This is a genomic window from Sphingobium lactosutens, from assembly GCF_013393185.1.
Taxonomy (GTDB): domain Bacteria; phylum Pseudomonadota; class Alphaproteobacteria; order Sphingomonadales; family Sphingomonadaceae; genus Sphingobium; species Sphingobium lactosutens_A.
Genome location: NZ_QJQX01000060.1, coordinates 1 through 24,062, shown reverse-complemented (window position 1 = coordinate 24,062; position 24,062 = coordinate 1). Strand labels below are relative to the sequence as shown.

19 protein-coding genes and 1 pseudogene are annotated in these 24,062 nt (G+C 57.6%); 12 read left to right on the top strand and 8 right to left on the bottom strand.

Annotated elements, in window-relative coordinates; translation table 11 throughout:
• The first annotated feature begins 14 nt into the window (after positions 1 to 14).
• Positions 15 to 1,184, top strand: coding sequence for an AraC family transcriptional regulator (locus tag DM806_RS17470; protein ID WP_179044457.1), 1,170 nt, complete (start codon positions 15 to 17; stop codon positions 1,182 to 1,184).
• Between the two features lie 67 nt (positions 1,185 to 1,251).
• Here DM806_RS17470 and DM806_RS17465 read toward each other — a convergent pair whose 3' ends face one another.
• On the bottom strand, positions 1,252 to 1,755 hold the full coding sequence (locus DM806_RS17465) for a nuclear transport factor 2 family protein (RefSeq protein ID WP_179044456.1): 504 nt from the start codon (positions 1,753 to 1,755) through the stop codon (positions 1,252 to 1,254).
• Positions 1,756 to 1,784: 29 nt separating this feature from the next.
• Positions 1,785 to 3,035 carry an MFS transporter gene (locus DM806_RS17460; RefSeq protein ID WP_218647540.1) on the bottom strand — a complete coding sequence of 417 codons (1,251 nt, stop codon included), beginning with the start codon at positions 3,033 to 3,035 and terminating at the stop codon, positions 1,785 to 1,787.
• Positions 3,036 to 3,324: 289 nt separating this feature from the next.
• Between DM806_RS17460 and npdG the strand changes: the two genes are divergently transcribed.
• The 6 genes from npdG (at position 3,325) to DM806_RS17430 (ending at position 10,008) form a co-directional block, all read left to right on the top strand.
• Positions 3,325 to 4,011, top strand: coding sequence for an NADPH-dependent F420 reductase (npdG, locus tag DM806_RS17455; RefSeq protein ID WP_179044454.1), 687 nt, complete (start codon positions 3,325 to 3,327; stop codon positions 4,009 to 4,011).
• Positions 4,008 to 5,330 carry an MFS transporter gene (locus tag DM806_RS17450; protein WP_179044453.1) on the top strand — a complete coding sequence of 441 codons (1,323 nt, stop codon included), beginning with the start codon at positions 4,008 to 4,010 and terminating at the stop codon, positions 5,328 to 5,330. Before npdG ends, DM806_RS17450 begins: the two co-directional genes overlap by 4 nt.
• Before the next feature lie 169 nt (positions 5,331 to 5,499).
• Positions 5,500 to 6,930, top strand: a complete 1,431-nt coding sequence (locus tag DM806_RS17445; RefSeq protein ID WP_179044481.1) for an aldehyde dehydrogenase family protein — start codon at positions 5,500 to 5,502, stop codon at positions 6,928 to 6,930.
• A 554-nt stretch (positions 6,931 to 7,484) separates the two neighbouring features.
• Positions 7,485 to 8,234 (top strand): SDR family NAD(P)-dependent oxidoreductase, encoded by a 750-nt coding sequence (locus tag DM806_RS17440; protein ID WP_179044452.1) that lies wholly within the window; start codon positions 7,485 to 7,487, stop codon positions 8,232 to 8,234.
• 71 nt (positions 8,235 to 8,305) lie between these two features.
• A complete protein-coding gene (locus DM806_RS17435) occupies positions 8,306 to 9,556 on the top strand; it encodes an aromatic ring-hydroxylating oxygenase subunit alpha (protein WP_179044451.1) in 1,251 nt (416 codons plus the stop codon).
• A 20-nt stretch (positions 9,557 to 9,576) separates the two neighbouring features.
• Positions 9,577 to 10,008 (top strand): nuclear transport factor 2 family protein, encoded by a 432-nt coding sequence (locus DM806_RS17430; RefSeq protein WP_179044450.1) that lies wholly within the window; start codon positions 9,577 to 9,579, stop codon positions 10,006 to 10,008.
• A gap of 118 nt (positions 10,009 to 10,126) precedes the next feature.
• On the opposite strand, the gene cofH is transcribed toward DM806_RS17430, so the two are convergent.
• The 3 genes from cofH to DM806_RS17410 all read right to left on the bottom strand — a co-directional run bounded on the left by cofH (position 10,127) and on the right by DM806_RS17410 (position 14,460).
• Complete coding sequence (gene cofH / locus DM806_RS17425; protein ID WP_179044449.1) at positions 10,127 to 12,469, bottom strand: 5-amino-6-(D-ribitylamino)uracil--L-tyrosine 4-hydroxyphenyl transferase CofH; 2,343 nt, start codon at positions 12,467 to 12,469, stop codon at positions 10,127 to 10,129.
• Positions 12,470 to 12,658: 189 nt separating this feature from the next.
• Entirely contained in the window at positions 12,659 to 13,054 is a 396-nt protein-coding gene (locus tag DM806_RS17420; protein ID WP_179044448.1) for a VOC family protein, read from the bottom strand.
• A gap of 434 nt (positions 13,055 to 13,488) precedes the next feature.
• On the bottom strand, positions 13,489 to 14,460 hold the full coding sequence (locus tag DM806_RS17410; RefSeq protein ID WP_179044446.1) for an MBL fold metallo-hydrolase: 972 nt from the start codon (positions 14,458 to 14,460) through the stop codon (positions 13,489 to 13,491).
• A gap of 151 nt (positions 14,461 to 14,611) precedes the next feature.
• On the opposite strand from DM806_RS17410, the gene DM806_RS17405 reads away from it, so the two are divergent.
• Positions 14,612 to 16,243 carry a GMC family oxidoreductase gene (locus DM806_RS17405; protein WP_218647539.1) on the top strand — a complete coding sequence of 544 codons (1,632 nt, stop codon included), beginning with the start codon at positions 14,612 to 14,614 and terminating at the stop codon, positions 16,241 to 16,243.
• 259 nt (positions 16,244 to 16,502) lie between these two features.
• Entirely contained in the window at positions 16,503 to 18,296 is a 1,794-nt protein-coding gene (locus tag DM806_RS17400; protein WP_179044445.1) for a flavin-containing monooxygenase, read from the top strand.
• 108 nt (positions 18,297 to 18,404) lie between these two features.
• Here the strand turns inward: DM806_RS17400 and DM806_RS17395 are convergent, their stop codons facing one another.
• On the bottom strand, positions 18,405 to 19,277 hold the full coding sequence (locus DM806_RS17395) for an LLM class F420-dependent oxidoreductase (protein WP_179044444.1): 873 nt from the start codon (positions 19,275 to 19,277) through the stop codon (positions 18,405 to 18,407).
• Positions 19,278 to 19,550: 273 nt separating this feature from the next.
• Here DM806_RS17395 and DM806_RS17390 point away from each other — a divergent pair, with 273 nt between their 5' ends.
• Complete coding sequence (locus tag DM806_RS17390) at positions 19,551 to 21,047, top strand: aldehyde dehydrogenase family protein (RefSeq protein ID WP_179044443.1); 1,497 nt, start codon at positions 19,551 to 19,553, stop codon at positions 21,045 to 21,047.
• 52 nt (positions 21,048 to 21,099) lie between these two features.
• On the top strand, positions 21,100 to 21,471 hold the full coding sequence (locus tag DM806_RS17385) for an EthD domain-containing protein (RefSeq protein ID WP_179044442.1): 372 nt from the start codon (positions 21,100 to 21,102) through the stop codon (positions 21,469 to 21,471).
• 291 nt (positions 21,472 to 21,762) lie between these two features.
• Here the strand turns inward: DM806_RS17385 and DM806_RS27335 are convergent, their stop codons facing one another.
• Positions 21,763 to 21,885: a hypothetical protein gene (locus DM806_RS27335; protein WP_256869360.1), complete on the bottom strand. Its 123-nt coding sequence runs from the start codon at positions 21,883 to 21,885 to the stop codon at positions 21,763 to 21,765.
• A 422-nt stretch (positions 21,886 to 22,307) separates the two neighbouring features.
• Between DM806_RS27335 and DM806_RS17380 the strand changes: the two are divergent.
• Positions 22,308 to 22,990: pseudogene (locus DM806_RS17380) on the top strand (IS256 family transposase); the annotation flags it as partial.
• Positions 22,991 to 23,029: 39 nt separating this feature from the next.
• On the opposite strand, the gene DM806_RS17375 reads toward DM806_RS17380, so the two are convergent.
• A partial coding sequence (locus DM806_RS17375) for an IS256 family transposase (protein WP_179041586.1) occupies positions 23,030 to 24,062 on the bottom strand: 1,033 nt, incomplete at its 5' end.

Here is a 24,062-nt window from a genome sequence, read left to right as displayed (position 1 = left end):
ATCGAGGACGGCGTTTGCCACTTGAAAATCTGGTGTTCAGCTCTCACACTGCTCTGGTGCCGATTCATCCGAATCTCTCGGCATCGCACGGTTTTCTTATGCTAGTGGAAAAAGAAGCGTCCCATTTCAACAATTCGGTCGTGGCCCGTCGCCTCATCGGTTACACCTCGGAGGCTGCACGACGGGGAATGGATTCCCAGGCCCTGTTGGCAGCAGCTGACCTGAAGCCTACGATAATGGACAACCTGGACGAGCCAGTCTCTATCAACCAGGCAACGCGATTTCTTGAGATTGTCGCCTGTGACGCGGCGCCGGACTTTGCCACCACAGTCGGGCTGCAATTTTCTATTAGCCAAGTCAGCCTATTCGGATATGCCCTGCAACTCTGCCGTACCTACGGTGCATATCTCGATAAGTGGCAGGGCCATATCGCCCAGTCGGGCTTTCTCATGCATATCCGCTCGGTCGTCGATGACGACGGCTGGCGGGTGGAAATGCGTTCTCCAAAACCCCTATCTGCCAAGGTTCTGGCTTTTTGCGCTCAAGAGATCACAGCAGCATGCTACCCCTGCTTTGAACAACTGACCGGCGCGCAGTTCGATCCCGTGCGGCTCGAGATCGCGGCGCCCTTCGATCAGAGTTTCCAGGCGACAAGTGATCTCCTCGATCTCCCTGTGATTTCGAGCGACCGAACCTGCCTCGTCCTGCCGATGCGATACCGGTCTCTACCGATTCACTTCTCCAAGGAAACGCTCATCGACTTCTGCCGTCATACCTGCGGCGATATCGGCTCCGAGCTTTTGACCGATCCGCTTATTGCTCAGCTTCGTGAGCTTCTCCTCCAATCGGTTGGGCAGGTTCCATCACTGGACGCCGCCGCGGCCTCGCTCCAGTTGAGCAAACGCACTCTCAACCGGCTGCTGGCCAAATCGGGGTGGACCTTCACAAGCGTCGTTGCTCGTTATAGAATGGATGCCGCCATCGCGCTGTTGAAGACGAACGAGGTCACGATTAAGGAAATCGCCGCAGCCTTGGGCTTTCGCGATCCGGAAAGCTTTCGTCGGTCCTTTCGCGAATGGACTGGCTTGTCGATCGCTCGCTGGTCGAGGCGCTTTGTAGGCAAGGCGCCGCCGCGTGACTCCCTCTTCCTGAGCAAGGCGGAACAGGCCCTCGTTCACTCTTGATCACGCTTGGTTGGCCCGAACCGGCATTGCCCGTGAGCGAACCCCTGATCACTCGTCACAAGCTCCTCTAAACAGGCTTGTTAGCCCAGGGATGTTGCCCCTCGGACCGGAGTCGGGTTAGCGCCTGATAGTCGATCAGCCAAGTCGCTCCGACCTTTCTGTACCGCTCATGATAATGCCCCCAGGCACGCAAGAGACTATCGCCGCTGTCCAGCAGATCGAAGAGCGGCCAAATCGCGCTGGCTTCCTGCTCATTTTCGATCTCGATCAACGGTTCGGCGAGGTGATGCACCGTCACCCAGTTTTTGATCGCGCTCTGGATCATCTTGGTGACCGCTTCGGCGCCGACGACGACCTCGGGATCACCCTGTGCGATCGCCTCCTCGAGCGGTAGCAGTTGATCGAGGGACTGCCCGCGCGATCTCGCTCGCTCTCGACGCAAATCGAACACCGCGCGATCCGTGAAGCAGCGACGCAGAAGTGCCCAGTCCTTCACATCCATGGCATAACAATATTGCGACTTGATCTTTCGCACTGCAGCAATTGCAACCAACATGTCGACAGCTTCCATATCCTTTCACTCCTCCGCATGTCGTGACTTCAAATTCTGATGCCGTTTACGAAACCCCTTCTTCCGAGCCAGAAGAAAAAGGCGCCCGCAGGTATGACTGTAACCGTTATCACCAAAAGCGCTTGATTGACCGACTGACGCGCCGGCAATAGATGGTCGCCGATCAGGCCAACTAGCACCGGCCCCATCCCGGTGCCGGTGATCGTGAGGAAGAGCATGTACAGCGAAGCAACCCGCCCACGCATGTGCGAGGGCGTAACGAACTGAATCGCTGCCAGGACCGGCGCGGTATACATCAAGCCAAAAAAGAAGTAGCCGGACAGCCCGACCGCAATGAGCAGCGGGCTGGTCGAAAGGAGCGCCATGAGCGCGAACGGCCCACTCGCAATCCCCGACGCCAGGCCAAGCGCGAGCGGCGCACTGCGCCGCCCTTGAGCAAAGAGGCGGTCGCTCAATAGCCCTCCGGTAACGAAGCCCATAAGCCCGAAAATACCAGTGGCTACCGCCATCGTGGCGCCACTGCTCCACTGATCAAATCCGCGAACTCGGATAAGCATCTCTGGAAACCAGCCGAGATTGGCGAATATGACAAGGTTGAAGCAACCGGCCCCGAGGAAAATTCCATACAGAGCGTAGACCTGCGTCCGCAAACTCCATACGGCCGCGGACGCTGCCGCGGGCGTGTCGCAGACCTGTCGCGGCGCGTCGGACATGATAAGAAATATGAATGACAGCAGGAGGCCGGGAAGGCCGACGATGAAGAACACGGCTTGCCACGGGCGAACCTCGCCCAACAAGGGAACGTGTAACATGTCGCCGCCAACGACAAGATTTATGATCAGCCCACCAAAGAGAAAGGCCAGTCCGGAACCTAGCATGGCTCCTGCGTTGAATATGCCGGTTGCCCGCGCAAGCTTTTGCGGAGGAAACAAGTCAGCCAGCATCGATACGGCGGCCGGCGTCAGCACCGCCTCCCCGACGCCGACGAGCATGCGAGCGAGAAACAACTCGCCATAGCTCCGTGCCAGACCGGAGAGCGCGGTCATGAGACTCCACAGGCCTACGCCCGCACCGATCATCAGCGTTCGCGACTTGCGATCAACCAGCGCGCCAATGGGATAACCTGCCGCCGAATAGAAGAGCGCAAAAGCGAAACCGTGCAGCAGCCCAAACTGCGTGTCACTGATCTGCAGATCATGTCGTATCGGACCGACCATGAGAGACAAGATCATGCGATCGGTGAGCGAGAGAGTGTAGGCTAGTGAGAGCGCGATCACCATTCGCCAGGCTCCGCGTTCTGGGACCGACTCGTCCATCATTCTCTCCCCACACTATCTCCGCCACTAGCTGCAATGCCGTGGCGATCATGCGCGAGAGATTAAATACTACTGCTCGCCGCGTCCCTCGCCCGCTTCGCTGTGCCTCGCACTAAATGACTGGTCAACCATTTAATGATATTGATCGAATCCGGACGAGCTGCTTCCACCTTATAACTTCGATGATTTTACGCCATTGAAATTGCGATTTATGCCGCTAAGAGCGGCTGACTATACGTTCAGGAGAGTAAATATGCTCGATGGCGCACGCATTTCTGTCATAGGTGGCACTGGAAAGCTTGGATCTGCAATCGCCCGCCGTCTCGCGAAGAACGGGCGAGCGGTCGTAATCGGCTCCCGATCACAAGCCTCTGCGGCAGAGTCAGCCCGGCAATTGGGGCATGGCATTGAGGGACTGACGAATATCGACGCCGCCACGGTTGGCGATGTGATCATCGTCACAGTGCCGTTCGAGGCACAGACCCGGACACTTGAGGAGATCGCGCCTGTGGTCCGCGGCAAGCTTGTCATCGACACGACTGTTCCACTTGCTCCTCCCCGAGTGATGCGGGTGCAATTGCCCCCTGAGGGGAGTGCGGCGGCGCGGACGCGAGCGATATTGGGCGACGAGTGTCGCATTGTGGCCGGCTTTCACAATGTCGCGGCGCATAAGCTCATTCTGGATGATACCATAGCGTGCGATGTGCTCATGTTCGGGGATGACAAGGACGATCGGGAAATTGCGATCGAATTGGCCGACGCAATGGGTCTTCGCGGCCTTCATGGTGGAGCGCTGGTCAATTCGGCGGCCGCCGAGGCGCTGACCTCCGTCCTAATATTTCTGAACAAGACCTACAAAGTCGATGGAGCGGGCATCCAGATCACCGGAGAGTTGATCCCTCCGGATGCCACGACAGCGCAGCAGAAGATCGCGACATGACTGTTAGCAGCCGACACCTGGACGAGATGGAAGCGACGAAGCCAAGCGCCTTCGCGGAAGCCAGCTCGGCAGGACCAGATATGCGCCGGCTCATGATAGCCACTTTCTGTGGTCAGGTGTCGGAATGGTATGATTATGGCGTTTACGCACTCGTGGCCGCACAGATCGGCACCCATTTCTTTCCCTCTGCTCACGGTGACCAATCGCTTCTTGCGGCCCTCGCTGTGTTCGGCGTCGCATTTTTGGCGCGTCCCTTAGGGGGAGGGGTCATGGGCGTCCTCGGCGACAGGATGGGCCGCAAGGCCGTTCTGGTAATTAGCCTCGCCCTGATGACGATGTCGACTGCGGCGATAGGCTGCCTGCCCGGCAGCGAAGTTCTAGGAATGCTGGCGCCACTGCTACTCGTTGGGGCGCGGTTCGTCCAAGGGATTTCCGCGGCAGGAGAGTCGACAGCCGCCATCACCTTCGTCGCCGAAAGCGCGCCGGCCCACAGTAAGGGGCTGTTCACCGCCACGCTTATGTCGGGAAATTCTGCGGGGTTTCTGCTCGCAACCGCCTGCGTCTGGTTGACCCGGGAAATATTGGGCGATGCGGCATTCGACGCTTGGGGATGGCGTTGCGTGTTCTTATTCGCGCTCCCCCTAGGTTGTGTCGGTCTCTTCATCCGCAAAGGCTTGAAGGAATCAGCCGCTTTCACTCGGCTGCATGGGGAACGCACATTGTCGACCACCCCGCTGCGCGACACATTCACTTCGGGTATGATTGAGCTTTTGCAAGCGATCGGCATCTCCGCCTTATCCTTCATCGCCAACTATCTGCTCGTCGCCTACCTACCGATCCATCTTGCTGCGCAGGGCTTTTCACCGCGAGCGATTTCATCAATCGGCGTGGCCGCCACGCTGACATTGATGCTGAGTTACCCTCTGATGGGCGCGCTTTCTGATCGTGTGGGCCGGAGACCGATGATGTTGTCAGCGTGCGCCTTTTTCATCATTCTGGGGTGGCCGCTTTTCACGATGATCAACGGTGCCAGCTCTGCCTCGGCATTTCTGTGCGCCATCTCCTATGCGGTAGCGACGGCGGCCTTCATCTCGTGCCTGGGACTCTATTGCACTGAATACATCGACAAGTCGCGACTAATGACGACTTATTCGCTTGGCTTTAACCTGAGCGCCGCCATTTTCGGCGGATCGAGCTTGTGGGTGTTTGGCATGCTTTCCCGTCTGTCCGGCAATCCCGCCACGCCAGCAATCTATCTCGGCGCAACCGCCATGCTCACGATGATCTCGATCCTTAGCGTCCGAAAGCGCCAGCAATGACCGCCCGTCCATGCCACGCCACAGGCGCTCGCCCCAACAAGTTTGGTTCCGAAAGCTTCGTGTGCCGTGACTTGCGGCCATGTCCTATTACAGCCTTGCCTCACGTTCAGCCCTGAACAACCGTGCGGCACCTTCAGCGAAACACTGTTCGAATTCGGAGATCCTGAAAATGAACCTGAAAGATGCCTATCCTCTCTACCTGGCAAATGAAGCCCAACAGCCTAACACCGCGCTGGACGTCACTGACAAATTCTCCGGCGAAGTAGCCACTCGAGTCGCACTCGCTGATGCGCAAACAATCGACATGGCGATAGCCTGGGCCGTCCGGGCCGCCGAACCCATGGCAAAGATGGCGAGCTATGAGCGGCAGGCGGTGTTGTACCATTGCGTGAACCGCTTCACAGAACGTCGGGAAGAACTCGCCTACATGCTTTGTGTCGAGGCTGGCAAGCCGATCAATGACAGCCGGGGCGAGGTCGGCCGGTTAATCGACACGTTTAGAATCGCGGCTGAAGAAGCGGTTCGCATGACAGGGGAAGTCCAGGCTCTCGACATTTCTCCCCGTGCCAAGGGCTATCAGGGTATCTGGAAAAGGGTGCCGATCGGTCCTTGCTCCTTCATCTCACCCTTCAACTTTCCTCTCAATCTGGCGGCGCACAAGATTGCTCCCGCGCTGGCGGTCGGCTGTCCATTCGTGATGAAACCGGCAAGCCGCACGCCCCTAGGCGCAATCCTAATGGGCGAAATACTGGCCGAAACCGACCTGCCCAAGGGAGCGTTTTCAATCCTTCCAGCATCGCGCGACGGCTCCGACCTGTTCACGACAGACGACCGATTGAAACTACTCTCCTTCACCGGGTCTCCCGAAGTGGGCTGGGATTTGAAAGCTCGGGCCGGGAAGAAGAAGGTCGTTCTGGAATTGGGCGGTAACGCGGCGGTCATCGTTGATGCTGATGCCAATCTGGAGGATGCCGTGGAACGCGTCGTCTTCGGCGCTTTTTATCAGTCAGGACAATCGTGCATCGGCGTGCAGCGCATCCTTGTTCATGCAGCCATATATGACGCCTTTAAAGCGAAGCTGGTCGCTCGCACACGGACACTTCAGACGGGCGACCCTCATGACGAAGCAACATTTGTCGGGCCGATGATCGACGTTAAGGAGGCCCAACGACTCGACGGCTGGATCCAGGACGCAATGGCGAAAGGCGCGTCATTGCTTTGCGGGGGCGGACGCACTGGGGCGATGCTGGAGGCGACCTTGCTGGAGAATGTCGATCCCGACACCGAACTAAACCGGGAAGAGGCCTTCGGCCCCGCAGCATTCCTGATCAAATTCTCGAGTTGGCGCGAAGCACTCGATATTGTGAATGACTCGAAATTCGGGCTTCAGGCCGGCATCTTCACCAGGGATTTCTTCAAGATCCTTGATGCTTGGGATGATCTTGACGTTGGAGGTGTCGTCGTAAATGATGTGCCGAGCTACCGCGTGGATAATATGCCCTATGGGGGTGTCAAGGATTCCGGCCTTGGACGCGAAGGCGTTCGATTTGCCATGGAAGACATGACCGAAATCCGCAACTTGGTGATACGGCGCAACTGAATTATGCTTGCGACAGGGAGACGAGCCGCCGTAGGCGTGCCACGTGCCTCCTGTAAAGCAACGCGCAGAAAACCGATAATCAGCGCCTGGATCAAGACTGTGTCTTGTGACAGCGCCCACTGCGCGCTCATGGCAGAAACGAGTTGATTAATCCCACCCTCAACATTTTGGTAATCGACAATTTCGGCCTCACGCAACGACATTTTATGAATATCCAGTCATTTCTTTCCGTAATGGTCAGGAAGGCGCCAGAAAGTTGACGCCGCAACCATCGTTACTTCGCCTTCCAGAGGACAACCGTGAAGCCGCAATGACGAGGATAGAGATCAATTCAGCGAATGAAAGGCATTTTTCAAACGCGACCTGCCGCTCAACCTTGTCAATCCGAGGGCCCAGTGCGCCTGTCATGGCGAAGCTTCTGGCGCGATTTGCAGGTTTTGTGTGCCTTGAAGGGACTCTATTCGTGCCCTAATTCTTGCAATGGAAAAAGTCTGGCTGAGCTGCAGCGTCAGGATATGACCAGAGATTCACAGATACTGGAGTAGAAGAGGACGATGAAGCGGCTGGACGGTAAGGTTGCGATTATAACGGGCTCGGCGCGCGGTATGGGTGCCGCTCATGCCCGTCGATTCGTCGCGGAGGGCGCAAAAGTCATAGTCGCCGACGTCCGGACGGACCTGGGCGCGGCACTGGCAGACGAACTCGGGCCGAGTGCGCTCTTTTTCTCTCTCGACGTAACGGACGAACAAAGCTGGCAAGACATCTGCTCCACGGCGGAGGCGCATTTTGGACCGGTGACGATCCTGGTGAATAATGCCGGTGTCATGGGCACCGCAAAGGCGACGGCCGATCTCAGTCGGGAAGAATATGACCGCATCTGCGCCATCAACCAGACCGGCGTGTTTCTCGGAATGAAAACGGTTATTCCCGGCATGTTAGCCGCCGGCGGCGGCGCAATTGTCAATATCTCCTCGCTTTCGGGCCTGTCCGCGAAGCCTGGCACGCCCAGTATCGCCTACAGCGCGAGCAAATTCGCGATCCGGGGCATGTCAAAATTTGTAGCAACGGAATATGCTGCGCGGGGTATCCGGGTGAATACTGTGTTCCCGGGATATATTTGGACGCCTATGGTCGCGGAGGTAATCGCTCCGGACCAGGCTACATCCGTGGGGAACGCAATCCCTATCGGCCGCATGGCCAAGGCTGAAGAAGTAGCCAACCTCGTCCTGTTCCTCGCCTCCGATGAAGCCAGTTACATAACTGGTGGTGATCATGTGGTGGATGGCGGCCTGCAATCCCTGTGAGATGAATGCACGCGGCGCCCAATTCCTCGTTTTCTGATAGAAACGCCTATAGCGTTCATGGAGCACTCAAAATGAAGCATGAAACTCAAGTCGAGATGATCCGCCAGCTCCTTGATCATATCGACGAAAAGATCGCCCCAGACTGCGGAAAGATTCTTGCCTGTCCGGTTTCTACCTTCACCGACCCGGACCGCGCGGCAAAGGAACGGGACATTCTGTTCCGCAACCATCCTCAGATCATCGGTTTGTCTGGGGACCTGCCAAAGCCAGGCTCATTTCTAACCAATGACGATCTTGGCATTCCGATCCTCGCAACCAGGAACAAGGACGGAAAATTCCGCGCCTTCCTGAACGGTTGTCGTCACCGGGGCGCAAAAGTCACCTCCCAAAGCAGGGGCGAACAGTCCCGGTTTGTGTGCCCCTATCATGCTTGGAGCTACAACAACGACGGTCGCCTCCTGGCGGTACGGGAATCAGCCGCGTTTGGCGATGTTGACAAGGATTGTAACGGGCTGATTGAACTACCTGCACAGGAAAAATATGGCCTGCTTGTCGTTCACCCCAACCGCAATGGCACCGTTGATATAGATTCCTTACTCGGTCAGGAACTGGCCGAGGAATTTGCCACCTGGCAGTTCGACAAGGCGGTGTATCGCGGTGAGATGACGATTGATCGTCCGCTCAATTGGAAGCTTGGCAGCGACACGTTTTGTGAGACCTATCACTTTGCTATCTTACATCGCGACACGGTGGCTCGCGTCAATTTCGGCGACTATACCCCCTACCGTCGCCTTGGAAATAATCATTGTATCGCGATCGCGACGCGCAGCATCGAAACCGTTCGCAACCAACCTACCGACAGCTGGAATCTCCCGAGCGTCAGCACACTAGCCTACTATTTATATCCTAACGTGCATATCATCCTGACTAGCAATGTTGTCAGCTTAACGAGGCTGTACCCGCATCCGACCGATCCTGGTCAATCGATCACCCGTATCTGGATGTATCAGGTTGATCATGTGCTTCCTAAGCAGAACGACGATCAGCAACTCAATGCCGTCTCGCAAAGCAACGCCTATGAACCTGATTTTACCAAGCCTCTGGCCTATGACACTACGGCTCTGCGAGAATTGTTTGAAAGCACTGTCGATGCGGAAGATTTCACGATCGCCTGTGATATTCAGAAGGTCGCTGAAAGCGGCATGATCGATGTCGTGAAATTCGGGCGGAATGAACCGGGCGTGCAGAACCCCCATAACCAAATCCGCGAGGCAATTGGCCTCCCCCCAATGGAGGAATATCGGGATCCGGTCGTGGTTTGACGGTTGGGGGGGGACGATCGATGGAAAACTCTCTACACGACAGCGAGGAGATCAAGATCCTCAAGGCGCGCTATATCCGCTACATGGACACGCGAAACTGGGATGCGCTGCAAAATCTGTTCATGCCTGACGCTGTCGTCGAGATAGCGGAAATAGGTCATCGGACCGAGACTGCCGTCGCCTTTGTCGAGTTTGCGAGAACCGCGCTTGAGGGTGTGGTTTCCGTGCATAATGCCGCGCTTCCCGAGATCGTCATCAGTGCAGATGGAACGGCGACCGGTGTGTGGGCGATGACCGATGATCTTGACGCCCCCAATGGCCTGGCACAAAGTGAAGGTAAGCCCGTGCGAATGCGCGGGGCTGGCCATTATCATGAGACCTACAGAAAGACGCCAGAGGGCTGGAAAATCGAACTGATGCAGTTGACGCGACTGAGGCTCGATATTTCCTGACCGGTCATATCAGACTTACGGCAGGGAGGGCATGTCACCCTCGAGAGTCTGTATCGTCCCGACCTCGTGAGGGGGCGCATGGGGAACCCCTCCCTTATCCCAGCTTCCATACAGTCCCTCAGCTTAACTCCAGCAGGGGAGCGGCGGAGCGCGCGGCATGCTCGCGTTCCGCCGGCACCACCCCGTAGAGAGTCGTTCTCTGCCTAGCCTTACGCCCCTGCCCTTCGATAAGTGCAGCCATCGCCTGAGGCGTCATTTCCTGACCATGCGAAGCCCCCGCGGCACGTGAAATGCTTTCATTCATCAACGTGCCGCCCAGGTCATTCACACCAGCTCCAAGAGCTGCTCTCGCGCCTTCGATTCCCAGCTTCACCCAGGATAGTTGGATGTTGGGGATAAGCGGGTGCAATACCAGCCTCGCGACCGAATGCACAAGCAGGGTTTCCCGCCAATCCGGCCCCGGCCGCGCCATGCCTTTGAGGAAGAAGGGCGCCTCCATGTGGACAAAGGGCAAGGGAACGAATTCCGTGATGCCGCCTGTGCGCCCCTGCAAGGCGCGTAACGCGAGCAGGTGGCGCGCCCAGTGTTCAGGTCGGTCGACATGACCGAACATCATGGTCGATGTCGTATTCAGGCCGACCTTATGCGCTGTTTCCACAACCCCGATCCATTCAGCTGTCGATATCTTGTCGGGGCAAATGCGCGACCGTACTTCATCATCAAGGATTTCCGCAGCCGTCCCTGGGAGGCTTCCGAGTCCTGCTTCCTTGAGGCGCTCAAGGAACCGTCCCACCGTTATGCCAAGACTGTTTGCGCCCTGCCATATCTCAAGCGGGGAAAATGCGTGCAGATGAATGTCCGGCGCGACATCCTTCACAACCTCGCAAAGGTCCAGATATGTTTGGCCTGTATATTCGGGATGTATCCCCCCCTGCATGCAGACCTCCGTGGCGCCCCGAGACCATGCCTCAGCAACGCGGCGGGCGACCTCTTCGGTTGACAGCCGATAGGCCGGCCCGCGCAAACTGGTAGGACCGCGCCCTTTTGAAAAAGCGCAGAACTCGCATTTGAAGGAGCAGATGTTGGTATAATTGATGTTGCGGGTGACGACATAGCTGACCACATTGCCATTGACTTTGGCGCGCAACCTGTCGGCTGCATTGCAAACTAGTTCCAGATCATCACCGCGGGCGCCAAACAAAGTCGCGATATCCTGTTCGGAACATTCATCGCCTCGCTCGAGGCGAGCGACTATGTCACCCACCCGATACCCCCCCTTGGCCGGCGATTTCGCGACCGGAATCGCAGTTGCCGTTCCCGGAGCCCAGGCGTCGCTGCGGGCGAAACCATCGGCGCCGGCGCGCCGCAAGATATGCGATGCGACGGCTGGGGCCGCCCACTTATCGAGTTGCTTCAAGTAGGAGGGATAGACGGGAAGTCGCGGAATCAGGATTTTTCCCGCCATCGCCGTCTCTTTAGCAAGCGCATTGATCTGTGGCCAAGGCGCCTCCGGATTGACATAGTCCGGGGTAACCGGAGACACGCCGCCCCAGTCATTTATGCCTGCGTCAATGAGGTGTCGGAGCGAACCAGCCGCTAGGTTGGGCGGCGCCTGAACAGAGACGTCGAGACTGAAAATCAGGCGCGCGGCAGCGATAGTCCACAGATGATCTTCAAGATCCGGCTCCGGAGCACTGGCCATCCGAGTTCCCGGCTTGGCTCGGAAGTTCTGGATGATAATCTCTTGGAGGTGACCATGCTTCGCGTGCAGCGTCCGAAGCGCTAAAAGGGCTTCGATACGTTCTGCCCGGCTCTCACCGATTCCGATCAGCAGGCCAGAGGTGAGAGGGATGTGAGCCCGTCCGGCGCGCTCGATCATCTCCAGCCGAAGTTCAGGCGCCTTGTCAGGAGAGCCGAAATGTGGCCCACCGCGCTCGCACAGATGTTGTGCCGCACTCTCAAGCATGATGCCCATCGACGCCGACACCGGCCGAAGCAGATTCAGCTCGGCTTCGTTCATTAGGCCAGGATTGAGATGCGGAAGTAGTCCGAACTCCCGCATGACGATGTCGCTCGCCTCACGAAGATAGGAAAGCGTAGTCTCGTGCCCCAGTGCCGCCAGCTCCTCGCGGGCGACGCGATAGCGCCGCTCGGGCTTGTCCCCCAAAGTGAAGAGCGCCTCAGTGCATCCAGTCTCGACCCCAATCCGGGCGATCTCTCTCACAGCCTCAAGATTGAGATAGGATGCCTCGCCGTGCCGCGGCGGACTCGCAAAGGTGCAATAATGGCAGGAGTCGCGGCAAAGATGCGTGAGCGGGATAAAGACCTTGCGCGAAAAGCTGATCTGCTCACCAAAGACCGAATCGCGCGACGCGCTCGCCTCACGCATCAGTTCTTGCAGTTCAGCTTCCAAGAGCCACTCTGCAAGACTTCGGTCCACTTGAGCGTCGGTATCTACCATCTAAACATGCATCCGGACTGGGTAAGAATCGGAGCGAAACAGCACCCGAGGCATCCTCAGCGAGCGAACACATCGTAGAGAATTCGTAATGCTACTGTCACCTGATCGGACTTTTTTGTGGGAGCATTCGACCATCGGCAGAAACTTAACCTGTTCTATATTAAACCGCCAAAAGTTATCGGGCTGAGCTTAGACGTAGCGTCCATGATGCTGCAAAACCTCGATCTTGTAGCCGTCTGGATCTTGCACGAAGAAAAAGCGCGCCATCAGCTTTTCGTCCCGGAAAAATTCCTTAATCGGCTGCGGCGACAAGCCTGCCGTTTCAAAACGCGAATGCTCAGCGTCGAGATCCTGCACCGTTACCGCGAGGTGCCCATAACCGTCTCCGTGTGTATAGGGCTCGCTTCGATCGTGATTGATTGTGAGTTCGAGCTCAACGTCGTTCTCCTCGTTACGAAGGTAAACGAGCGTAAAGCCGTCAAAAGGATAGCGGTCGGCCACTGCGAGGCCGAACGCGACATCGTAAAACTTCACGGAGCGCTCTTCATCGAGCACGCGGATCATCGAATGGATAAGCTTGGACATAGGGTTATTTCCTGGAAATTTTAGTAAGATAATCGATGATAAGAGCACGCTTTTTCTGATCAGGCTGGGCGTAGTTCATAGTAGTTCCAGGAACCGCGGTTTGCGAATTGGTGAGCCAGCGATCGAGCTCAGCGACAGACCATATCTTCCTACTTGCCTTGAGCCGCGACGAATAGACAAACCCCGGCATTATTCCTGCCTTTCGCCCCACGAGACCCGCGAGGCTGGGGCCCACCCTAACTTCGCCGGGACGATCCGAATGGCATGCCCCGCACTGCTGACCGAAGACTTGCTGACTCGTCATCGACTTCGCCTTTGGCACCACCATCTGCCCGGCCGCAGGTGAAACGGAAATCATGAAAACCGCAGGCGCCACCATTGCCGCCCTTCGCGCGCTTATGGCGCGCTTCACCAAATTTATCACTCTCAAGCTCCTAGCTTACGAAGGTCCAACCGGATCGGCCTGCGCCTTCGAGTATCCTTCCAAAACGAAGTCCCGGGAAATGCGAAGCTGCGACAGCAAGGTTAGGATCGCCCACCATCTCCCGATACACGCGCTCTCGCTGCCGATTGGCAAGCTGCTGGTCGATATCCGCCATCACCGAGAAGTCCGGATCCGTTAGCTGGAGCGGACAATGGACCACATCCCCGAGCAACATGCCCCTTTTCTCGCCAGACGACAGTACAAAAATCGAGTGCCCGGGCGTATGGCCAGGAGTGGCGACAGCATCGAGACCAGGAAAGAGGGTAACATCGCCGTCCCAGGACTCGATTCGGTCCATGACCGGTGCCAAGCGCTCCGCGGTGGGCAGCACCCCCCACGCAGCTTGATACATTCGATCGTCAATCATCTGCTGCGGCTGGAGAAAATGATCGATGTCCTTCTGAGCGGCACGTATTGTCGCGTTGGGAAAGGCTGGCGCTCCGTTCTGGCTCACCCATCCGATATGATCGAAATGTAGATGTGAGAGGACGACGTCCGTCACTTGCTCGGGCCGAACCCCCCGCGCCGCAAGGCTGTCGAGCAAATTACCATAGCGGCTTTCGGTTTGCGACAACCAGTCTAGATGCCGCTGCCGTGCCGCCCCATCCATGTGATGGGCGTCGTGATAGGCCTTGATATCCGGGTGCGCATGTTCGGGACAATCGCAAGCGCCAGGGCGAAAGAGCTGCCCGCTAGACGGACCGTTTCCCGCATCCACTAATATGATGCGATCGGGGCACTGCGGCAATCGAATCAGAAAAGAACCAAGCGTCATGCGGCGCCGCCCATCGGATTGCAGCGAGTCGCGGTGCGCTTCGTAATCCGGCGACCCCTCGGCTGGATAATCTGCTTCCACCGGAAAGGTCAGATATCCGTCGTAAACCGGTTGAACGGAGATATCACCGATGTTCATCGAACTCATTTCACACTCCCACAACACGGAGCAAACTGGGCTACCAAACCTCTCATATTCGTCGTTTGGCTGAATCTTCACGTAAATGAATATATAGTCATTTCTAATCACGCAAGGTTGAATTCGGTCTCGATTTGCGGCAACAGGCATCAGGGTCGGCGTGGACGACCCACAGGAGAGAGGGAGCAGCACCCTGGTTCAACAACATTATGACTATGTCATCGTAGGCGCCGGCTCGGCCGGTTGCGCGCTGGCGAACCGCCTGTCGGCTGACCCGAGAAAGAGCGTCCTGCTTGTCGAGGCCGGCCCACGCGATCTCAACCCGTTCATCAAGATCCCCGCCGGGATCAGCAAAACGTTCATGCACCCCACGCTCAACTGGGGATACATGACCGAACCGCAGGAGCAGTTGGGAGGTCGCAGTATCTACTGGCCTCGTGGCAGGACCCTCGGCGGCTCGAGCGCCATAAACGGGATGATCTACATACGAGGTCAAGCGGAAGATTATGATGCCTGGGAACGTGGCGGCTGTGCAGGTTGGGGCTGGCGAGACATCTTGCCGGTCTATCGGGCTATCGAAAGCCACGAAGATGGGGAGAACGAATGGCATGGCGGTGATGGCGAATTACGCGTAAGCCACGCCCGATTCCGACACCCGACGGGCGACATCTTCCTCCAAGCCTGCAAGGCGGCAGGCTATCCGCTCACACGTGACTTCAACGGTGCTGACCAACATGGCGCGGACTACTATCAGTTCACCATTCGCAATGGCGTTCGCGCGTCCAGCGCCAGCGCATTCCTTGCCCCGATACGTGGCCGCAAAAATCTGACTGTAACGACTGGCGTCCACGTCCAGCGCCTTTTGCTCGAGGGAGCGAAGGTAACGGGCGTTGCCGTTCAAATGCGCGGGCGATCGAGGGTAATCGGCGCTGGCGAAGTTATCCTGTGCGCAGGGGCACTCAATTCGCCACAATTATTGATGCTGTCAGGCATCGGCCCTGCAGCCCACTTGCGGGAACACGGAATCGACGTCGTGCTTGATCTGCCTGGGGTAGGCGAAAATCTGCACGACCACGTCCTTGTCCAGCATCTCGCAGAGACGGACACTCGGCTGTCGATCAACCGACAGATGAAGGGTGCGCGACTGCTGCCGGAAATCGTGCGTTATGTTCTGACTCGCAACGGCCTTCTTACCATCGGTGCCTCGCAGATCGCCGCCTTTCTCAAATCGAAGGACGAGCTCGACCGCCCTGACGTTCAGATCATGTTTAAGCCCTATGTAATCGAGATGGGCGCGAATGGGCGCATTGCTCCGTCTACTCGCCCAGGCTGGACGACAGCGGCCTCGCCGCTGCGCCCGACCTCCCGCGGCTGGATCAAGTTACGCAACGCTGACTGGCGCACACCTCCGCTCATGCATCCTCGTCTGCTCGATACGGAAGAAGATCGCGCGCTGACCGTGGAAGGCGTTCGCATGATGAGGCGCATATTTGCGGCCTCACCCCTGCATGAAATCGCGCACGAATATCTGCCGGGAAGCTCCATCGAATCGGAATCGGAGCTTCTCGCCTATGTTCGGGCGAACGCGAACTCCGTCTATCATCCGGTCGGCACGTGCAAGATGGGAACCAGTTCCGACGCTGTTGTTGATCCGTCGCTGCGCGTAAGAGGCATTGAGGGTCTTCGCGTGGCGGACGCCTCGATTATGCCATCGATCATATCCGGAAACACTAACGCCGCCTCTATCATGATCGGGGCCAAGGCAGCAGACATTATTCGAAGCGCCCGCTGACTGCCTTTCAGCATATAAAGGTTATTATGAACCGGCATTCATGTAATAAACAGAATAAATGTCCGACAAGATGTCTCATATGTGATTGAGAAGACGCTATATTTTCGCGGGTCAGTTCGCAGACTGGAATTTGGTTGTCACCCATGGGTCATTTACGTTAAAGATCAGTGGTTCATAATCTAAAGTGAGCCGGGCCGTGCGTTTGAGACATGGAGCGCCGGTCTGGCATATAAGCAATTTTTAGAGATGAGAGGCGTTGATGGGTGCTATCGAGACATTGCCAGATGTTCGGCGATTGAAAGCAAAATATTTGGAGGAGCGCGACAGGCGCATCCGGCCCGACGGGCTTAATCAGTATCGTAGCGTTGATCTGGACCATGGCCAATATGCCAAGGATCCCTTCTCCGACGAAATGGCGGATCGCCCTCCGATCGAACGCGAGGTTACCGTACTCGTCGTGGGCGCCGGGCACGGCGGCCTGCTCGTCAGCGCTGGACTTGTAGAGGCTGGGATCGACGACTTCTTGATCGTCGAGAAGGCAGCCGATTTTGGCGGCACATGGTATTGGAACCGATATCCCGATTGCCGGTGCGACATCGAATCCTACATCTATATGCCGATGCTGGAAAATGGCGGCATGATGCCAAGCGAAAAATATGCGCGCTCGAGCGAAATCCGGGCAAATGCTCAGCGAATTGGATTTGAGCTGGGACTTTACGAACGCGCCTTGCTGCAGACCGGCGTCAAATCCATGGAATGGGATTCGTCTGCCGAACGCTGGATCGTGAAGACCGATCGCAACGATGTTATCCGCGCACGCTTCGTCTCGCTGGGCAGCGGACCGATGAGCAGGCCCAAACTTCCGAGCGTTCCCGGAATAGAAAAGTTCAAGGGGAAAATGTTTCACACATCTCGCTGGGATTATGATTATACCGGCGGCGATGAGACTGGCAACCTGACAGGCTTGGCCGATAAGCGCGTTGCTATCGTCGGCACGGGCGCCACCGCATGTCAGGCGATCGGGCCCCTCGCCCGCGATGCAAAGCATCTCTATGTCGTTCAGCGTACACCGGCAGCCGTGTCCGATCGGCGGAACAAGCCGACCGATCCGGATTGGTGGAGCAAACTAGGACGCGAGTGGTGGTATGAGAGAGCTACCAATTTCTCTGCCATTTCTGTCGGAGAAACACCCGCGCGGGACCTGGTGGATGATACGTGGACAAGCATGTTCGATACTTTCAATCAGGCGCACCAACGCTATGCGGCTGAAGCCAGCCAACTTGGCATTTCCCCCGTCGAGCTGGCAGATTATTTGTTCATGGAGGAAATCAGGCAGCGTATTGACGAACGTGTCAAAGATCCGGTTACGGCCGCCGCACTTAAGCCTTGGTACAACCTGTTCTGCAAACGCCCGTTATTCCTCGACGGCTACTACGAAACCTTTAACCGCGCTAACGTGACGTTGGTCGACACCCAGGGGCGCGGTCTGGATCGCGTAACCGAGACGGAAATCGTCTACGATGGCCAGAGCTACGCGGTCGATTGCCTCATATTTGCATCTGGCTTCGAGGTTGCTGTACCCCTCGACCGCGCGGGGGGCATTTCGCTGGCCGGGCGCGATGGCATCACCTTGGCTGACAGGTGGAAGGACGGCATGCTTTCGCTCCACGGGATGTTCGTCCATGGGTTCCCCAATCTGGCCTTCGTGGGTGGCGTGCGCCACGCGGCCTTTAGTTGGAACGTCACGTACAATCTGAAGCTTCAGGGCGATCACTTCGCGAAGATCGTTCGATATTGCGAGGATCGTGGGATCAAGAGCTTCGAAGCCACCGAAGCCGCGGAACTGGACTGGCATGCGGAACTCGATCGAAATTCGGCCGTAGATGTGCAGTTCCTCGCCGACTGCACGCCGGGCTATTTGAATAATGAAGGTTCCAACGTCGACGAAGGCATCGCCTCTCAAGGCTATGGCGCAGGCGTCCTTGCCTATCGAGACAAACTTGAGGCGTGGCGAGGATCCGCAATGGAGAAGGACTTTATCCTTTCTAATTGAAGAGATTAGGCCGGGAAGTGCCTTCCCGGCCTAGTTGTTTTTCAGGCAAGACATCAACCCGAACGACACCACTACCTACTAACCCACATGCGCAGCGAAGCGAAAGATTCAGCTCGCGCGCTGGATAATTTGCAAAAGATAGTCGATATGGTCCTCCGATGAGGACAGCCTTCTACCGGTCGTGACAATGCTTGCGTGCGTGCCTCCGGCGTCCCGCCAGATGTTGAGAGCATCGACCGCCTCACCGACGCTCAGCCCCGAAAAAGTCTCATCAAGAATGAGAGCCTGAGCACCGAAATCATTAATCGGCCGCCCATTCTCGGCAAGCATGGCCTGGACCTGCTTCCACTGCTCGACGAGCCCCGAGATACGCTGACCGCCGAAGATAAAACCATCAGCGATACGAGCGGCCCGGCGAAACGCCGCCGGCGCGAAGCCGCCGCAGTAAATAGGGATCTGCCGGGAGGGCGCTGGACAAAGCGCAGCACGGTCAATCGTGTCAAACTCCCCTTTCCAACCGACCAATTCCCCGCTCCACAGCTTACGTAGAAGAGGAATTTGCTCATCCAATCGCTTGCCCCGCAGATGGAAAGGCTGACCTAGCGCCCTATATTCGACAGCGTTCCAGCCGACGCCTACTCCCAGGTTCAACCGCCCTGCGGACAACAAGTCCACATCGGCCGCCTGACGCGCAACGAGCGCGGTCTGCCGCTGCGGCAGCACGAGCACGCCCGTAAAAAATTCCAGCCGGGTTGTGGCTGCGGCAAGATATCCGAAAGATACGAAAGGATCATGGAATGGATCATTTTCGTCATAAGGACCGCCCAGAGGTGGGTCGCGATCCGCGTGAGACACTCCCAGCACATGGTCGTACATGACCATATGAGCAAATCCCGCATGTTCAATTTCCAGCGCAAACTGCCTGAGTTCAGTCGGAGCCCTGCTGATCTCCCGTTGCGGATAAACGACACCAATTTTCATGCACTATCTCCCATTATTGTCACGCCAGTTCGCCATGGCAGACAGGCCAGTTGCAACGACTATGAATGCCGATATGAATCAATCTTCATATTTTGCGAAGCGACGCTTGTGCACAATGAATGCTCGATCCTTTGTAGTTTCTCAATGGTGGATCGATGCGGAGCGGGAAAAATTTGCTGCTTAAGGTTGCCTTACGCGCCTCTGCGCAATACACGTATATGAACCGTGGTTCGGTCATTTACCATGCTGGGCCTGATAAGGAAGGATGTATCCATGCAAGGCGCCGCCACATCGTCAACCGCCTCCCCTGTACTGGAAGCCTCGCCTAAATTACTCCTGATCGGCGGGAAGTGGCAGGCCGCACAATCTGGCGAGACGATCGAGACGCGCAACCCGTCCACAGGCGAGATTGTCGGCCATTTTCAGTCAGGAAAAGCAGCGGATGTGGATTTGGCGGTCGCGGCGGCTCGCGCCGCTTTCGAGGGTCATTGGTCGAAGACGACGCCGTTCCAACGCCAGGAGTTGCTTTTGAAGTGGGCACACCTGATTGACGCCCATTTCGAGGAACTGACCTGGCTGGACGTTCTCGAAATGGGCGTCCCGATCTCCGTCGCGCTTACTCGCAGGCAGCGTGTGATTGGCATGATTCGTTTCTACGCGGGGCTTGCAACCGCACTCCATGGGGAAACCATCGACAATTCCATGCCCGGCGAGTTTTCCAGTTTTACCTTGAAGGAGCCGCTGGGGGTCGTGGGGGCGATTATACCTTGGAACGGACCATTGGTCGCGGCGGTGTGGAAGATCGCACCGGCTCTGGCGACCGGATGCACGATGGTCCTGAAGCCTTCTGAAGAGGCGTCGCTCACAGTCATTCGCCTTGCTGAATTGCTGCAGGAAGCCGGCATGCCCGACGGCGTTCTAAATGTGGTCACTGGCTACGGCCATGAGGCTGGAGCGGCGCTGGCGGCGCATAAGGATGTGGACAAGATCGCGTTCACTGGCTCCACCGCCACGGGCCGTCGCCTGGTCGAGGCCAGCGCTGGCAACTTCAAGCGCCTGTCGCTCGAACTGGGCGGCAAGTCACCTAATATCGTCTTCGCCGACGCCAATTTCGAAACCGCGGTGCCGGGAGCGGCGATGGCGGTGTTCGCCAATACGGGACAGATTTGCTCGGCGGGCACGAGACTGTTTGTCGAGGCGCCAATCTATGAGGAATTCTGTGCGCGAGTAGCCGAATTCGGGCGCAAGCTGGTTGTCGGCAATAGCGCGTCCGCTGAGACTCAAGTCGGACCGCTGGTTTCGACCCGGCAGTTGGAGGTCGTTCAGCGCTATTTTGATGCCGGCGCGCGCGAAGGTGCCGTCGCGTTGTCGGGGGGTGAGCGGCTGTACGGTGCACAATTTGAAAATGGCAATTTTGTTGCTCCCACGGTCTTCACCCATGTTCGCGACGATATGGCGATTGCGCGTGAAGAGATTTTCGGTCCCGTCATCTCGGCTCTGCCTTTCAGCAACATGGAGGAAGTCGTGGCGCGCGCGAATGCGAGCGAATTCGGTCTGGGCAGCGGCGTCTGGACACAGAATCTGGGTACGGCGCACAAGATGGCCCGGGCTATGCGCGCCGGCGTCGTTTGGATCAACTGCTACCAGGCTGGTGATCCCGCGGTGCCGTTCGGAGGGTACAAGGAGAGTGGCTATGGCCGCGAGAGCGGCATCGAACATATGCACGAATTTCTTCAGACCAAGTCGGTCTGGATTAACCTGAACGGCTGATCGGGATCCAGGCCGCGCAACGATTCAGCTCGATCATTGGTGTGGGACAAGCATGATGTCTGTGCGCATGATTGTCTTGGCAAGGCGCAAGCCAGGCTTGTCTCCGGCAGATTTCCGCGCTGGGTATGAAGGCAGCCACTCTCGCATCGCGGTTCGATTGTTCGGACATCTTTGGACAGCCTATAGCCGAAATTATCTGGGCGTCGGTCGCAACTTCGACGGAAGGACCGGCGGGCCTGACGACATAGGCCTGGATGTCGTCAGCGAATATGTGCTTCGCGACGATACGGCGCTCGACGAGATGCACAAGATCATGTCAGAGCATATGGAGCTCATTAAGGAAGATGAGGCCCGCTGGTTTGACCAAGCACGATCTTGGGTCATGGTTGCGGATCGCATCAGGGAAAATCTCCCCACCCTTTGAAAGCAGCCGCTTCCTGCCGTTGTTCCCGCAGCTGCACGCTGAGCGAAATTTCTAATAAAAAGTTGAAGTATCCGTGATGATCAAGTGGGAGATGGTTGCCAGCAGCGGTCTGCTTTGAGCAGAGCGTTTGTGGTCAAGATGAGCTTTCGCATGATGGCGGTGACAGCGATTTTCGCTGGCTTTCCTGCGGTGAGCATCTGCTGATACTATGCCATGAGGTCGGCGTGGAAGCGTGCGGCGATCAGCGCCGACATAAAGAGCGCGCGGCGCACGTTGGCGCATTCACCGCGATTAAAGCTTTTGCCTTTTCATGACCGGATTGGCCGCGACGGGAGCCAGCCCGGCAAGCGAAGCAACCAGCTTGCCATCAAGACTGCCGAGTTCGGGCATCGTTGCAATGAGCTGGTTGGCCAAGGGCTGATCGCCCCCCTGTATCTCATTGAGGCCGGCGAAGTTGTATGGTGCGGCCGGGCCAACCTGCTGGGAGCGACCATTCGCCCCCCTGCGCCTTTGAGCACCTGGGGGGGACCTGTGCCCCGGTAGGTGGCCGCGATGACGTCCCGTAGGGAGTAAGCGTCGAGAGCGCCAATACAGGGAATGACGAAGATCGCGGCTGGCTTCAAACGGATGGGAGTAACAGCTATGGACGAGGAGAGACGATGGTTCGTTGGGCGTTGGGCTAGTGTCCGCGGTGATGGTGTAATTTTCCGGTGTAGATGACGGCGTTGCCGGGGGTGGGGCCGAGGCCCCACCCCCGGCGGCCCCTCTGGTGGCCACCGGGCTCATCGGTGAGGTGGAGGTGTCGAAGCTTCACCCTAACCGAGGAGTTGATCCCGATGACCGAGGACAGATTACCGCTTGCCGAGCTGATGGCGAAGAGCGGAGATAGCGATTTTCTTCGCACCGTAGCTGAGAGCGTGCTGCAGATCATCATGGAAGCCGACGTCGACGGCCTGATTGGCGCTGGAAGTCATGAGCGATCCAGCGACCGCAGCCTGGACACCCGGCTCGGAACGCTGAACCTGAAGATCCCCAAGTTGCGGACCGGGGCCTACTTCCCTGGCTTTCTCGAGCCGCACAAGACAGCCGAAAAGTCGTTGGTGTCGGTGATCCAGGAGGCGTGATCGCCGGCGTCGGTACCCGCCGCGTCGACGAACTGGTCCGGGCAATGGGGATGAGCGGCATATCCAAGTCGTCGGTGTCGAAGCTTTGCAAGGACATCGACGAGCGCGTGAACGCTTTCCTCAAGCGTCCGCTGGTCGGCGACTGGCCATATTTGTGGCTCGACGCCACCTACCTCAAGGTCCGTGAGGGCGGCAGGATCGTCAGTGTCGCCGCAATAATAGCTGTTGCGGTCACCACCGAGGGCAAGCGCGAAATCGTGGGCCTGCACATCGGTCCGAGCGAGGCCGAGCCATTCTGGTCGACCTTCCTTCGCGACCTCGTCCGGCGCGGCTTGAAGAGGGTGAAGCTGGTCATCTCCGACGCCCATGAGGGCCTGAAAGCCGCCATCACCCGGGACTGTCAGGAATTTCGTGTGCGGCGAGGCGGTTGACCATCAGGCCGTCATGGCCCTGATGAAGCGTTCGCCGAAGAGAACGGCAAATTGAGCCTTCGCCATGTTCCACTCGCGCGGCGGCATTTTCCACTCTTTTTCCGATCGGTTCAAGATCAGATAGAGCAGCTTGGTGGCCGCCTCATCATTGGGGAAATGGCCCCGCGCACGAACAGCGCGACGAAGCTTGGAGTTCAAGGCCTCGATGGCATTGGTGGTGTAGACGATCCGCCTGACTTCGTCGGGGAAGGCGAAAAATGGGATGACCTCGGGCCATGCCCGACGCCAGCTCTGGCCGATGGCAGGATAGCGCTGCCCCCAGAAGCTCGCTTCGAAGGCCGTTAGCGCTTCCTCGGCGGCCGCGGCATCGACAGCACGGTAGATGGCCTTCAGGGCCGTTCCGAGCGCCTTACGGTCTTTCCACGCCACGAAATCCATCGAGTTCCGCAGCAGATGGACGATGCATGTTTGAACCATCGCTTCGGGGAAGACGGCGGTGATGGCGTCGGGAAAACCCTTCAGGCCATCGACGACGGCCAGCATGATATCCTCGACACCGCGGTTGCGCAGTTCGTTCATGACGCGCAGCCAGAATTTGGCGCCTTCATTCTGCTCCAGCCACAAGCCAAGGACCACCTTGGTGCCGTCGGCCATGACGCCCAGGGCAATATGGATCGCCTTGTTGCGGACCATGCCTTCGTCGCGGATCTTGACCCGGATCGCATCGAAGAAAACCAGCGGATAGGCTGGGTCCAGCGGCCGTTGCTGCCAGGCCGTGACCTCCTCCAGCACAGCGTCCGTGATCGTGCTGATCAGGTCGGGTGAGGCATCGATGCCGTACAGTTCGCGCAGATGCCCGGTGATCTCACGGGTACTCATGCCGCGCGCGTACATCGAGATGATCTTGTCATCAAAACCGGGGAAACGGCGCTGATATTTTGCGATAAGCTGCGGATCAAAACTGCCGGCCCGATCACGCGGCACCTCGATCTCGATCCGTCCCCCGTCGGTCGTCACTGTCTTGCGGCCATAGCCG

Excerpts from the sequence above, each read along its gene's own strand:
- DM806_RS17465 (WP_179044456.1), bottom strand. The coding sequence starts at position 1,755 with ATGGAAGCTGTCGACATGTTGGTTGCAATTGCTGCAGTGCGAAAGATC.
- DM806_RS17460 (WP_218647540.1), bottom strand. The coding sequence starts at position 3,035 with ATGGTGATCGCGCTCTCACTAGCCTACACTCTCTCGCTCACCGATCGC.
- npdG (WP_179044454.1), top strand. The coding sequence starts at position 3,325 with ATGCTCGATGGCGCACGCATTTCTGTCATAGGTGGCACTGGAAAGCTT.
- DM806_RS17450 (WP_179044453.1), top strand. The coding sequence starts at position 4,008 with ATGACTGTTAGCAGCCGACACCTGGACGAGATGGAAGCGACGAAGCCA.
- DM806_RS17445 (WP_179044481.1), top strand. The coding sequence starts at position 5,500 with ATGAACCTGAAAGATGCCTATCCTCTCTACCTGGCAAATGAAGCCCAA.
- DM806_RS17440 (WP_179044452.1), top strand. The coding sequence starts at position 7,485 with ATGAAGCGGCTGGACGGTAAGGTTGCGATTATAACGGGCTCGGCGCGC.
- DM806_RS17435 (WP_179044451.1), top strand. The coding sequence starts at position 8,306 with ATGAAGCATGAAACTCAAGTCGAGATGATCCGCCAGCTCCTTGATCAT.
- DM806_RS17430 (WP_179044450.1), top strand. The coding sequence starts at position 9,577 with ATGGAAAACTCTCTACACGACAGCGAGGAGATCAAGATCCTCAAGGCG.
- cofH (WP_179044449.1), bottom strand. The coding sequence starts at position 12,469 with ATGGTAGATACCGACGCTCAAGTGGACCGAAGTCTTGCAGAGTGGCTC.
- DM806_RS17420 (WP_179044448.1), bottom strand. The coding sequence starts at position 13,054 with ATGTCCAAGCTTATCCATTCGATGATCCGCGTGCTCGATGAAGAGCGC.
- DM806_RS17410 (WP_179044446.1), bottom strand. The coding sequence starts at position 14,460 with ATGAGTTCGATGAACATCGGTGATATCTCCGTTCAACCGGTTTACGAC.
- DM806_RS17400 (WP_179044445.1), top strand. The coding sequence starts at position 16,503 with ATGGGTGCTATCGAGACATTGCCAGATGTTCGGCGATTGAAAGCAAAA.
- DM806_RS17395 (WP_179044444.1), bottom strand. The coding sequence starts at position 19,277 with ATGAAAATTGGTGTCGTTTATCCGCAACGGGAGATCAGCAGGGCTCCG.
- DM806_RS17390 (WP_179044443.1), top strand. The coding sequence starts at position 19,551 with ATGCAAGGCGCCGCCACATCGTCAACCGCCTCCCCTGTACTGGAAGCC.
- DM806_RS17385 (WP_179044442.1), top strand. The coding sequence starts at position 21,100 with ATGATGTCTGTGCGCATGATTGTCTTGGCAAGGCGCAAGCCAGGCTTG.